General features: G+C 62.1%; 8 protein-coding genes. 1 reads left to right on the plus strand and 7 read right to left on the minus strand.

The genetic code is table 11. The features are described 5' to 3' along the window. Nucleotides 1-14: 14 nt before the first annotated feature. Nucleotides 15-1,517, minus strand: coding sequence for a sulfatase family protein (locus tag L21SP4_RS06025; protein ID WP_052881810.1), 1,503 nt, complete (start codon nt 1,515-1,517; stop codon nt 15-17). Next, complete coding sequence (locus L21SP4_RS06030; protein ID WP_144413773.1) at nt 1,517-4,165, minus strand: glucosidase family protein; 2,649 nt, start codon at nt 4,163-4,165, stop codon at nt 1,517-1,519. The genes L21SP4_RS06025 and L21SP4_RS06030 overlap by 1 nt, the downstream gene beginning before the upstream one ends. Nucleotides 4,166-4,346: 181 nt before the next feature. Here L21SP4_RS06030 and L21SP4_RS06035 point away from each other — a divergent pair, with 181 nt between their 5' ends. Beyond that, nucleotides 4,347-5,324: a Gfo/Idh/MocA family protein gene (locus tag L21SP4_RS06035; RefSeq protein ID WP_052881812.1), complete on the plus strand. Its 978-nt coding sequence runs from the start codon at nt 4,347-4,349 to the stop codon at nt 5,322-5,324. A 337-nt stretch (nt 5,325-5,661) separates the two neighbouring features. Here L21SP4_RS06035 and L21SP4_RS06040 read toward each other — a convergent pair whose 3' ends face one another. The 5 genes from L21SP4_RS06040 to L21SP4_RS06060 all read right to left on the minus strand — a co-directional run bounded on the left by L21SP4_RS06040 (nt 5,662) and on the right by L21SP4_RS06060 (nt 12,185). After that, complete coding sequence (locus L21SP4_RS06040; RefSeq protein ID WP_160300716.1) at nt 5,662-7,512, minus strand: GH39 family glycosyl hydrolase; 1,851 nt, start codon at nt 7,510-7,512, stop codon at nt 5,662-5,664. 59 nt (nt 7,513-7,571) lie between these two features. Then, nucleotides 7,572-9,338 (minus strand): GH39 family glycosyl hydrolase, encoded by a 1,767-nt coding sequence (locus tag L21SP4_RS06045; RefSeq protein WP_144413774.1) that lies wholly within the window; start codon nt 9,336-9,338, stop codon nt 7,572-7,574. A 75-nt stretch (nt 9,339-9,413) separates the two neighbouring features. Then, entirely contained in the window at nt 9,414-10,619 is a 1,206-nt protein-coding gene (locus tag L21SP4_RS06050) for a carbohydrate kinase family protein (RefSeq protein WP_052881815.1), read from the minus strand. Beyond that, nucleotides 10,616-11,308 (minus strand): D-lyxose/D-mannose family sugar isomerase, encoded by a 693-nt coding sequence (locus L21SP4_RS06055; RefSeq protein WP_052881816.1) that lies wholly within the window; start codon nt 11,306-11,308, stop codon nt 10,616-10,618. The genes L21SP4_RS06050 and L21SP4_RS06055 overlap by 4 nt, the downstream gene beginning before the upstream one ends. Nucleotides 11,309-11,327: 19 nt before the next feature. Further along, nucleotides 11,328-12,185 carry a class II fructose-bisphosphate aldolase gene (locus tag L21SP4_RS06060; protein WP_052881817.1) on the minus strand — a complete coding sequence of 286 codons (858 nt, stop codon included), beginning with the start codon at nt 12,183-12,185 and terminating at the stop codon, nt 11,328-11,330. Between the last annotated feature and the right edge of the window lie 10 nt (nt 12,186-12,195).

Here is a 12,195-nt window from a genome sequence, read left to right on the forward strand (position 1 = left end):
CTTGGCTCACAGGGTTACTCCAGAGGAGGGACCTTCGGCCCCATGTTGAACAGCAGGTCGGAGTTATCCTCCGGCACGTCATAGCGTCTCCGCAGTTCGACCAGTTTACGCGTGAGACGCTGGATGAGTTCCGGCGACGCCTCCTCGTAAAGGTTATGCATCTCGTCGGGGTCTTCCTGCAGATCGTACAGTTCCCAGTACTCCTTGCGCGGCGCGCTTCGGGGGTGCATGAAGCGGATTAATTTATAGCGGTCCGTGCGCACCCCCTCGTGGGGCGTATGACCCCAGCCCGGGTGATAGTACCGGTAGTAGACTGCTTCCCGCCAGGTCCCGCCGTCGACCGAGGCATCGACCAGCGGGCGCAGGCTCCGACCCTGCATATCCGCCGGACACTCCACTTCGGCGAAATCGAGCACGGTCGGAGCAAAGTCGATGTTCATGGCGAGATCGTCGACCACCGACCCCGGCTGGATTACGCCGGGATAGCGCATCAGCAGTGGGGTGCCGAAGGATTGCTCGTACATGAGGTGTTTGCTGTAGAACCCGTGTTCGCCGAGGAAATACCCCTGATCGGACGTGAAGATCACGAGTGTGTTTTCGCCCAGCCCCGACTCGTCCAGGTAGTCGAGGAGACGGCCCATCTGATCGTCGATCGATGCAACCGTGCGCAGGTAGTCTTTGACGTAACGCTGATAGATCCATCCGCGCATCCGGGCCTTGTTCAGCCCTTCGGGAAGGATGCGCTCCGGCCCGCCGTGGCGAGCGGCCCAGCCTTTCTCGTACTTCCAGATCCCCTCGGGGTCGAGGGTCGTCTCCACATGTTCCAAGGGAGGCGTACGATGCGAAAGATCCTCATTCAGCGTCCCGGGTTCCGGAAGCCTACGCCCTTCAAACAGCCCGGCGTACTGCTGCTCGTACTCCCATTGCGAATGCGGCGCCTTGTGTCCGATCTGCAGATAGAACGGCTTGCCCGGATCGCGACCGTTCCGCATCCATTCGATCGCATCCTCAGTAACGACCCGGGTCACATAGCCCGACCGCCGGATTTTGCCGGCGGGGGTCAGAAATTGGGGATTGGAATACGCCCCCTGCCCCGGCAGCACCTGCCAATGATCGAAGCCGGTCGGCTCCGTATGCAGGTGCCACTTGCCGATCATGGCCGTCTGGTATCCGGCCCTGCGCAGGTATTTCGGCAGCGTCGGCTGCGAACCGTCAAAATCCGCCCAGTTATCCGGCACGCCGTTCAGATGCGCATACTTGCCGGTCAGGATCGCCGCGCGGCTGGGCGAGCAGAGACTGTCGGTGACGAAACAGTGATCGAAGCGCGCGCCCTGCTCCGCCATCCGGTCGAGCCGGGGCGTGTCCAGCAGGGCGTCGCCGTAGCAGCCCATCGCCTTGTGCGCGAGATCGTCGCAGATCACCAGGATCACATTCGGACGCGGGCGCTCGGCCGACATGCCCGCGCCGCGTCCTATCAGAACGAACGACATAAGGACGGATACGAAAACCTCTCTCATCACCGCCCCTCTCCTTCTGAAGCCGGGAGCACGCGCAGTTCCATCGGCCAGCCGCACAGTCCGCTCTTGTTCGGGTTGGCCCCTTGTTCGACAAAGACGGCGATCAGATTATTCGCCCCGTATTGGAGCAACTCCGCCGGCACGCGGTAGCGGAATGTTTTGGGTCGGGAAGGAATTTGCTCCAGCTCGGTCTCGTTGACGTACACGGTCGGATAACCGTCGATCTCGCCGAAGAACAGCTCGGCGTCATGCCCATCCCATACCGTCGGGACGAGCACGTGCTTCCGGTACCACAGCGGGCCCTCTGAGTTCTCGAACCCCTCACAGCGCTGCCAGCGCCGCGGGAGGCGTCGTATGGGCCAGCGTCCGTCGCGGTCGTTGATCTCCATCGACGCCCCCTCGAGCCCCTCTTCGTGCTCATGCATGCACCACGTCCCTCGCAATTTAATGGCTTCTTCAACGAGGACCGGGATCTCGGCATAAAAGATCGGGCTGTGTTCGGGAATGATCTCCGCCCGTATGGTGTGACGCCCGTAATCGAGTTCCGCGGTCGCCTCCCAGGAGACTTTTACGTCCGCTTCGCTCCCGGCGGGAACGTGCAGCGTATGCACGGCTTTTTCGACTCTCAGTCCGGCCGGAGTTTCCACCCTGACTTTACAGTTCTCTTCGGTCTGCTTTTCGTTGCGCACCACGAGCCGATGACAGGCGAAGGTCCCGGACTCGATCGGGCGGGAGGTGTCGTACACCCCGGGGGCCCAGCGCGCGACCGTCGGCCGCCTCAGTTCAAGGGTCCGCATCGGACCCATGGACCGCGGCTGCCCCTTGCCGTCCCTGCTGTAGAGCATATACCGGATCGTCCCGGTGCGGTTCCCGCGCAGCTCGCGGGGCTCAAGGGTCAATGTTCCGCGGCTGACTTCGAATCGCTGCGGAGCGAGGTCAGGTGCAGCGAACACCACGGCCCCGAGATCGTCTCTCCCCCCGTTGCGCACCTCAAGTTCCAGCGCATCCCCGTTGACCGCAACCCGCATCGGAGGTTGTGTGATCCCGAACGGCAGGGTTTTCGTCATTTCGATCTCGACGACGTGATCTCCTTCGAGTTGACGGGGAAGAATATTGATCGACGGTTTGCCGTCGATCTTGAATGAAGCGACTCTCGTCCCCTCGCCCCGGACCCGAAAGGTCCATGTGGCTTTTCCATACGGAAATCCCGCGATCTCAAATCCTCCGGCGAACTCTTCCGGCACGGAGGGTTCAATCAGCATTCCCTGCGGCAGGGCCTCCGCTCCCAGCAGGCCCTGGTAGACGTTCAGCAGAAAGGCCGTGCAGGACCAGAGCTGAGGATATTTTCCGCGCGGGTCCCCGTCAAACAGCCCCCACATCTCACTCATCGTATGATGGAACGCCCCGTCCCAGGTCAGCAGCGCCAGGGTCTTGACCATGCGTTCCGGGTTGTCGGCGCGCGCATTCGCCGCGCCCCAGAAGCCGTCCATCATCGGCCACACGTTCTGGTCATGGTAGGCCCCGCGATTCAGATACGGCGGATAGGTCAGCGGCGCACCCCAGGGCGTGTCAGGCACATGGTCGATGATCGACTCCACGCGTGCCGGATCGTTGATCCCGTTCCAGAGCAACGCGAAGCTGTTGCCGGATAGCGTCGACCGGCCCAGGGGCTCGGTATCGCGCCCCATTTTGAGCAGAGAAAAGAACCGCTTTTCCTCCAGCCAGAGTTCGCGGTTGACCGCGTCTTTCAATGCGTAGGCGCGACGGCGGTAGCGCTCCGCCTCTTCGACCGGACGCCCGATCCAGTCGGCGATCTCCCCCAGCACAAGCTGCGTGCGGTAATGAATGAAATTCACACTGCTGCCCTTGAGGTCGGTGCGGCCCGTGGCGCCTTCCGGGTAAATGCTGCCGCCGTCGCCGATCGTTTCGCCCCCGTGGTAAAGTCCGTCGTACGGATCGAAATGCAGAGACCTTACCAGCTCCGCACTGTGGGTCATCTCGACGTAATGGTCTTTCAGAAACTGAACATCTCCGCTCGCCAGCGCGTACTGCCAGGCCCCCTCAATCCAGATCAGAAAATCGGTCATGCTGTAGCGGTTGTCCACGGTCGGGAAATTGATGTGGAACCCGACGATCCCGTACATCTGCTCCGGCTTGATGCCCTCGCCCTTGTGCAGACACCATTCGAGACTTTTCCGCGCGCCTTCCTGGAAGAGCGGCAGGCTGCCCATAACCGAGTAGGCCGTGTCACGCACCCAGAGAGGACGGCCCTCGGAGGCGTTGAACAGACCGACCGTACTCTCATTCGGCCAGGCGTAATCGAGGTGGACAAGGATGTTGTCCATGGCCAGATTGTAAACCGCATCGACGATCGGGTACTCGCTGCGGAAGGAGGGATACGGCGAGAGGTCGTGCTGCGGCGTCCATTCCGCCGGCCGCTCCGGCTTGCGGTTGAAACGAAATTCCGCCTCGGAGACGAGCGCCCCGGTATCCGGATCGAGATAGGCGCGCTTCCCGTCCCGCGTCACCGACGTCTGATACACCGTGAAGGCGTCCGATTCGTAAAATGCGCGCTCATCGTCCGCCGCAAAAACAACCGCTGCGGTCAGTACCGACAGAAACATCACCCCGGAAACAAGCTGCCTCATTGAACCCCTCCCTTTTATAGTCGCTGAAAGATAACGAAACGTTACCGTCGAGTCAACCGCTCCTGTCTCAACTTCAATATTCAAGTCAAAGAGCATCCTTGAGAAGCAAAACGGACCGCAATATGGCACCTCTGATGAGTGACCCTTTTATCCATACTGAAATTCTGTGATAGTTCGTTTCATGAACGATTCAAACGGAATCCGCTGGGGCATCATCGGCTGCGGCCTGATCGCGCCGAAGTTTCACCGCTCGCTCTTAAACACCGGAGAGGGACGCGTTGTCGCCGCGGCATCCAAGTCGATGCGCCGGGCGCGTCGGCTGGGCGACAAGACGGGCATCCCGCATCTCTACGACTCGTACTCCCGCATGCTTGAAGAAGAGGATCTCGATGCGGTCTATATCGCCACCACGCACAACGTCCACGCGGATCATGCCCTGCTCTGCCTGGAGCGCGGCATCCCCGTGCTGGTCGAAAAACCCCTGACCCACCATGCCAGCGACGCGGAACGGCTGATCCGGACGGCCCGCGCGCGGAAGGTTTTCGCCATGGAGGCGATGTGGACCCGTTTCAATCCCTCGTCAATCCGGCTTCAGCAGGTGCTCGCGGACGGCGTCATCGGCGAGGTCCAACATATGAAAGCGGAGTTCTGCGTCAGGATGCCGCTGCTTGCGCCGAAAATGATGCCCTGGAACCGGATGTACAGTCCCCGCCTCGCGGGCGGGGCCCTGCTTGATCTTGGGGTCTACCTGGTGGCCTATGCGCGGATGATATTCGGGCGCGATCCTGAAACGGTCGAGTCTTCGATCACGCCTGCCTGGACGGGCGTCGATAAGACCACCGCTGCACGGTTCCGCTATCCGGACGGCGCGGTGGCCGAATGGCGATGCTCGTTCCGGGAAGCGCGACCGCGCGATGTGGTTCTCACCGGTACGCGGGGAACGATCCATGTATCCCTTTTCACCGGCGCGGATCAGTTCACGATCTCTCGGGACGGCGAAGAGGACTCGGTCATTCATTGCGAGAAATCCGGTTTTGAACACGAGATCCGCGAGGTCCATCGCGACCTTCGCGAGGGCCGAACCGAGAGCGAACGGATGCCGCTCCAGGAGTCTCTCGAAATAGCGCGCACGATGGGCCGCGTGCGATCGTCCGCGTGAACGCGAGACCGAAGAAGGGTTTGCAGCCGCGCCGCGCGTCTGCCCCGGCAGGCCAGGCGCGTGAAGATAACGGCCCTGGGCCTGCTTCGCAGGCCTGCGGACCTACTACGAACGTTAAGTGCGCGCGTGTGATGAAACGTTCGTAGTAGCGCCGTAAGCCTGCCCCGCAGGCAAGGCGCGTGAAGACAACGGCCCTGGCCCCGCTGCGCGGACCTGCGGACCTACTACGAGCGGGAGGAAAAGTTCGTAGTAGCGCCGTAAGCCTGCCCCGCAGGCCAGGCGCGTGAAGATAACGGCCCTGGTCCTGCTTCGCAGGCCTGCGGGCCTACTACGAGCGTTAAGGGTGTTCGATCGCGATCGCCTTGACCGAGCCGGGGATCATTTCGAAGGTGAATGTATACTCATCATTCCCGCGCTCCAGGACACCCTCGAACGGCTTCAGGGTGAGCGAGTCTACCATGCGTTCACGATAGACGGGAAAGTTCGCACGCAGACAATCGATGACCTCCCCGCGCTTTTCCCGATCGGAGATCTCATAGATCCCGGCCAGCAGATCGTCATAGCGAGCATGGCCCGGGGCCAGCAGGCCCCGCTCCTCAAAATCTTTGCGGATCTCGCGATAGACGGAATTCTTCTGCGTAAGTTCAACCTGTCCGGCGAGGGTCTTTTTCGGGTTACCCGGAAACAGCCGGGCCGGGATCGTCACAGAGAGTTCGCGCGGGGTGAAATAACCCCGGTCGGCGTGGAAGGCGGAGGCGATCAGGTAGGTATGCCCCCGGCGCGTCGTGAAAAGAATCTTGTAGACCGTCCCGTCGGCGCCGGCGGGGACATCGAAAACCCACGCCTCGCCGCCCTGGGCGTAATCGAGGATGGAGTAGAGCCATCCGTTGCTCTTGAGCAATGCGTGCGTCACCCGTCCCGTACTCTTTTCGGCGCTTCCGTCGAGGCCGCCCTTAAAACTCTCCAGCACGCCCCAATGCCAGATCCCCTCGATGGCGGGGACCTCCTCCTTCATCTCCACGAGCGTGTGAAAGGTCCATGCCGCCCCGCGTCCGCCCGGTTCACAGGTGCGCAGGACGCTGCCGACCCCGGGCATGGCCTTCTCGGTGGGATCGGTCTGTTCGCTGCACAGGTGTCCGAACTGAAAGCAGTACTTCGGAAGATCGGCGTACTGCCGGTGCGGACCGATCATATTGCGGTACGAATCTCGGTTGGCATCCACACGTTCGGAGGGCCACGCGCATCCGACCAGCTTTCCGTTCTGATAACGCGGCACCGAGTGCGACGAATTGGCGATAAAGTCGAGCGGGGCGCCGATTTCGCCCGTGGCGTAGTTGGCCCCGGTCGCGCAATGTTCGACGAACCTGATGTAGTCGACGGCGGGCGGTTCGACCCCGCGGGTGTGGATCGGGCCCCCGAATTCGCCCGGACCGAAGCGCGCCCCGGGCAGCACCTTCTTCACCGCGGCGGACGTGAAGTCGTACCACCGGATCCACTGCTCGTGCGTGCCGTCGAAGGTATGGGCGTCGCCCGGCTTCTGGCCGTTGTTCTCGGTCCCCATCCGAAACGTCCAGCGATTCGGCAGATCGTAGCCGTAGAGATCGATCATGTGGTTGCAGAGCGCTTCGATAAAACGGCCCCACTCCTCGTAATCCCGCGGCGGCGCGATCTGTCCGTAAGCCCCGGTCGATTCGTAGGCCTGCATCGCATAGGGCACGTTGTCGAGCGAGATGATGATGTCGCGGTAGCCCATCTCGAGGTAGGGGTTCAGTCGCTTTTTCACCCACTCGAACCGGTACTGCAGTTCGCCGTTTTCATCCTCGTACGCGAGATCCAGCTTCGCCGGCTCATCGAATCCGGACTGACGCGCCCACGCCTTCTGATAGCCGCCGCAGAAACGGACGATCGAGATCGTGTCGACAAACGGGATCTCTTCTTCATAGGGCCGTTTACGATACGGAAACGACGTCTCGAACATGTACTCGGGAATCGTGACCAGCCCCTGCCGAAGGCTCGTGAGGTGGCCCTGAAGCTGGTGACCGCGGTAAAACCCGTCCCACTTCCCGATCGACGCGGCGTCTTCAAAATCCGCGCGGACCTCGCGAACGTCGCGGGCGCCGGTCAAAGACGCCGGAAGAAGGGTCAGCAGCAGAGCGGCGACCATCCATGATATGGCGCGGTGTTTCATTTTATCCTCCCAGGATTCTTTTTCGTTCTTTATACAGAACCTCGTCGCGGCCAGCAAATTTACCGGAACACCACGACTGTTACAGACGGGCATTCCGCGTGGAATGTAACCATGGTGCTGCCGGGATCGCCGCCGAACCACTGGCGCCAGACAGGGGCCCCCTCCTCCACCACGGCCATGCCGTCGAACGGGACCCGCGTCAGCGAATCCTTCATCATGCCGAGATAGCGGTCCCAGTTCTTTCGGACAAACGTCCGGCCCTCTGCGCGGTCTGCAGCCATCACGGTATAGCCGCCTTCCGAGACCACGGTCGCCGGTTCTCCGCGGTGTTCCCTGTGTTTCTCCGAGAGCAGGCCCGCGGCCTCCAGGTCGCGGCGGATCACGTCATAGACCGAGGTCTCACGGTTGAAGACCAGTTGCTCCGCAGCCTTCAGCCGCGTCGGGAGAACCTCGCCCGGAAGGTCGACGATCAGTTCGCCGGATTCATGTTTTTCCCGATCGACGTTCCAGTTCGCGACCACGAGAATCGCTTCGTCGCGTTTTACCGAGAGCATGGCTTTCTGCGTATGGCCGTGATCTTCGGACGCGGTGACCGGAACGGTGTAGAGCGCGCCTCCGCGCATCCGTTCAAACACGTGATACAGCCAGGCGTGCCCCTGCATCAGGACGTGATCGCCATCGATCCACTCAAAGATGCCCCAGTGCCAGAGGCGATCGCAGCCGACTTCCTTCATCTCCGCTATGGTATGCAGATTCTGGGCGGCCCCGCGCGCGCCGGTATCGAGTCCGTAGACGCCGCCCTCGGTGTTCAGGTGCGGTCCGTACTCATGCACTTCGCGCGAGATACCCTCGTGCTTCGGCGCAATACCTTCGATCGTCTCCCACAACCGCTCGAATTCCGGCACACGCTGATCGGGATGGATGTTGCCGAATTTGCCGGGCTTGGGATTGCTGGAGAAGTAGTAGAACGACCGCGCGAGGAAGTCGAACGGGGCCCCGATCTCTCCGGTGGCGCGGTTGGTGCCGTTCGCGCAGTGCTCGGCCAGATCGAAGATGCTGACGTTCCCTTCGACCAGGCCCTCGAAGGTATCGAAGTTCCCGTGCGGCATCGACCGGTTGAACGGCCCGAACTTCGCCCCGGGCAGGACCTCCTTCACGGCGGCCGCGGCGTGGTCATAGGTCTGCAGGAACTCCTCATACGTCCCGTCGAAGCGCCGCCGATCCTGCATCTCGGTTCCCATGCGGAACCGGAGACGGTTCGCGTACGAAGCCCCGTAGAGCCGCTTCAACTCCAGGCACATCTCGCGGATAAAGGTCTGCCATTCATTGAAATCGGACGGCGGAGCGGCCTGTCCGTACGTCCCCTTGCGAGGTTCGTCGGGCAGGCAGTAGGGGACGTTGTCGAGCACGAGTGTGAGGTCATATCCGCGTGTAACATACGGATCCAGCCGCGCCTTGAGCAGGTCCCAGCGGTAAAAGAGTTCGCCCGAATCATTCCGCCCGACGAGGTCGTTCGGATCGTTATGCCGGTCGGGCGGGAGCTTGGGATCATGCCATCCGCCGAGCAGTCGCACGACGGACAGGTGGTCGGCAAACGGCGCCTCGATGTCGGCCTCCTTCTTCGGGTACGGGAAGTCCGTCTCCTGCAGCCAGTCGGGCATATCCCGTAACCACATGGCTTTGGCGAGGGTGCGATCCAGGACCGCCGTGTTGCGGTAAAACCCGTCCATCGTCCCGAGCGCCAGGATCTCCTCTTCCGCCTCCGCACCGAAAACTCCGCAAGCCAGTGCAACTCCCGTCAATATGACCCGTATTCTCCGCTTCATCGCTCCACCTTTCTTAATATTTCGCCTTATGTAAATGTATTCACTCCGTCCTGGCAAGGCTGGCTGACGCCTTATTCAACGCGTTTCCTGATCGTGCGGACCGTGAAATATCTGATGACGCTCGGACCACGACCAGCTCGCCGGATCGAGTTCCAGGGGGTTCCGTGGCCGGGTATGATCCTCCATGTATTGCAGCGTCGCGGGCCAGGCCTCCAGGCCACTCAAAGCGTCCATCGCACGCACGTTCTGCCATCCTACGATATTCGCGGCCTGAACAGCCTCTTCCGGACCGAACCCGCGCATGAAGGCGGAGAGGAATCCGGCGATCGAGGAGTCCCCCGACCCCGTCGCGGAGACGACCGGATCGGCGCGATACGAGGGACCCCAGAGTTCCCGGCCGGACCATGCCCGCGTGTCCCCGGGCCGCACCCGGCCCAGGTTCGCCCAGCGATCGGCCCCGGCGGTTCGAAGGTAAAATCCGCACTCCCCGCTCTTGAGGGTGACGGCTGCGGCGCCCCATTCGAGGGCGGAATCGGAAAGCGCACCATAATCATCCGGTTGATACGCCCGCACGGGGTCGCCGTCCTCCGCCTCGGATTCCCTGCGATGAAAGAGATCGCGGTCGAGCATGTAGGCGAGTTCTTCAATACTCGGCAGAAAGAGGTCGACGTGCGGCAGGACATTCCGAAGTACCGATGTCCAATCCAGCTCACCCGCCTCAGTCCCGGCGGCGGGCAGGGACATGTCCAGGCTGGTCGTCGCCCCGAGTTCCTTCGCGCGACGCATAATCACGGCGAGTTCCGCGCCGTCATCCCGATACAACCGCTTCATCGCGGGGGGATAACCCAGATGGAAGAGCCCCGCCGATTCTACGGCGGACCAATCGATATCCTCCGCACCGAAGGTGGCGTTCACGCCCTCGTGATGGAGGAAAATACGGTCCCGGCCGGGCACGGCGAGCACGACGGTGTACGACGAAGTTCCCTCGGGGTCGAGGGTCATCGACCGGCTGCGCTCTTCCCCGAGAATCGCCCGCAGCGTGGTGCTCAACACGTCGTCGCCGGTCTTTCCGCACAGACTTACATCAAATCCCAGTTTGGCCAGCCCGATCCCGGTGTTCGGCACCGGGCCTCCGAGACTCAGATGGCAATCGTCCATCGGAATCAGTTTGCCCGGCCGGAACAGGGTCGCCATATCGTTGCCCGTTTCGGCGCGGAATTTCGGCGCGAGATCAAGGCAGGTAAGCCCCGCTACAACCACTCCGGGAAGAGATTCGCTCATGATGCCCCACCGCCCCCTTCGGGGTAATCGCCGACCAGGAGATGCAGCGGCGGCTCATCTTCCTCGATTTCGGGAAAGCGGAGCTGGGGTTCCAGAAAGGCGTTGTCGCGGTGATCGTCATTCACCGCCGACACCTCGCCGACCAGAACCGGTCCGCAGCCGGCCTCCCCCCAGAAACTGTGGTAGAGCCGTGGCGTAAGGGTAATGCTCTCGCCCGGCTCCAGCCTCACGTCGGTCCCCGGCGGCACGGTCTGCATCACGCCGTCTTTGGAAAACGTCACGGGATCATCCGAAAGAGTCTCGTCTTCCGCGGCCGTGTGAACACGGAGAATCAGGGTCCCGCCCCCGCGATTGATGATGTCCTCGGTCTTCTTCCAGTGGTGGTGCGTGAGGGTGAGCTGGTTCTCGCCTACGATCATAATTTTTTCAGCATAGGGCTTGGGGTAGCGCGCGTCGCCCGGCACGCCGTTGCGCAGCGTAAAAAGCGTCAGGCCCTGTTCATGAAAGTGGCCCCGCCCGAAATCGGTCAAATCCCATCCGATCCCGCAGTCGATGATTTCACGTGCCTCCGAACCTCGCGCCCGAAACTCGTCGGGCGACCAGAAGGCCACCGGAGGGAGGACGAACTGCATGCGTTCAAAGAACGCCTTCGATTCGCGCAGGATTTCGTTGATCTCAGATCGTTTCATGTCACCCATTTCCTTCCGGCTACCATGATTTTCCATTGGCAAACTTCTGAATGATCCCCGCGATCGACGTCTTCAGGGCCTCCTGAGCGGGCTCGTAATAACGTCCCGCGAGCGAGGGCGTCCGCGTTTCCCGCGCCGCGGTCACGGCGGCGATCCAGACCTTATGAATATCCGTGCAGATATTGATCTTCGCGATGCCGCGCTCGATCGCCTGAAGAAGGAGTTCGTCCGTCACGCCAGAGCCGCCGTGCAGGACGAGCGGAAGCGGCACGCGATCGGCAATACGAGCGAGGCGGTCGAGGTCGAGGTTCGGTTCGCGCCGGTACTCCCCGTGCACGGTACCGATGCCGACGGCGAGACAATCGATCCCGGTCTCGGCGACGAAGCGTTCCGCCTCCTCCGGATCGGTCAGGCCCGCCTGCTCGTCGTCGACCTCTTCGAGATCGCCCTCGAACCCGCCTACATGGCCGAGCTCGGCCTCGATTGAACACGAGGCTTCGTGCGCCGCCCCGGCCGCCTCGCTCGAGGCGGCGATATTCTCTTCCAGCGGCAGGCGTGAGGCGTCGAGCATGACCGAGCTGAATCCGCCGTCCAGGCAGGTGCGCACTTCTTCCATCGAGGCCCCGTGATCCAGATGCAGGGCGGCGTCGATCCCGGCCTGTTCGACGTAGCATTCGACGATCGCCTTCATCGCCGCGGCGCCACCCATCAATTCATATTCCGCACGCGTGGCCTGGAAGATCACCGGCATGCGGCACTCGGCCGCCGCCTCGGCGATCGCGCGCGCACCGGCACTGCTCCAGCACTCGAATCCCCCGATCGCCATCCTCTTTCTGCGCGCTTCCACGAGCAACGCGTCCATCCGCATCAATCCCATCGGATCCCCT

Origin of the sequence: Kiritimatiella glycovorans (assembly GCF_001017655.1) — a bacterium.
In the GTDB taxonomy this organism is placed as follows: domain Bacteria; phylum Verrucomicrobiota; class Kiritimatiellia; order Kiritimatiellales; family Kiritimatiellaceae; genus Kiritimatiella; species Kiritimatiella glycovorans.

Bases quoted from the DNA above. Each gene is read 5' to 3' on its own strand.
- L21SP4_RS06025 (WP_052881810.1), bottom strand. From the start codon at position 1,517: ATGAGAGAGGTTTTCGTATCCGTCCTTATGTCGTTCGTTCTGATAGGA.
- L21SP4_RS06030 (WP_144413773.1), bottom strand. From the start codon at position 4,165: ATGAGGCAGCTTGTTTCCGGGGTGATGTTTCTGTCGGTACTGACCGCA.
- L21SP4_RS06035 (WP_052881812.1), top strand. From the start codon at position 4,347: ATGAACGATTCAAACGGAATCCGCTGGGGCATCATCGGCTGCGGCCTG.
- L21SP4_RS06040 (WP_160300716.1), bottom strand. From the start codon at position 7,512: ATGAAACACCGCGCCATATCATGGATGGTCGCCGCTCTGCTGCTGACC.
- L21SP4_RS06045 (WP_144413774.1), bottom strand. From the start codon at position 9,338: ATGAAGCGGAGAATACGGGTCATATTGACGGGAGTTGCACTGGCTTGC.
- L21SP4_RS06050 (WP_052881815.1), bottom strand. From the start codon at position 10,619: ATGAGCGAATCTCTTCCCGGAGTGGTTGTAGCGGGGCTTACCTGCCTT.
- L21SP4_RS06055 (WP_052881816.1), bottom strand. From the start codon at position 11,308: ATGAAACGATCTGAGATCAACGAAATCCTGCGCGAATCGAAGGCGTTC.
- L21SP4_RS06060 (WP_052881817.1), bottom strand. From the start codon at position 12,185: ATGGGATTGATGCGGATGGACGCGTTGCTCGTGGAAGCGCGCAGAAAG.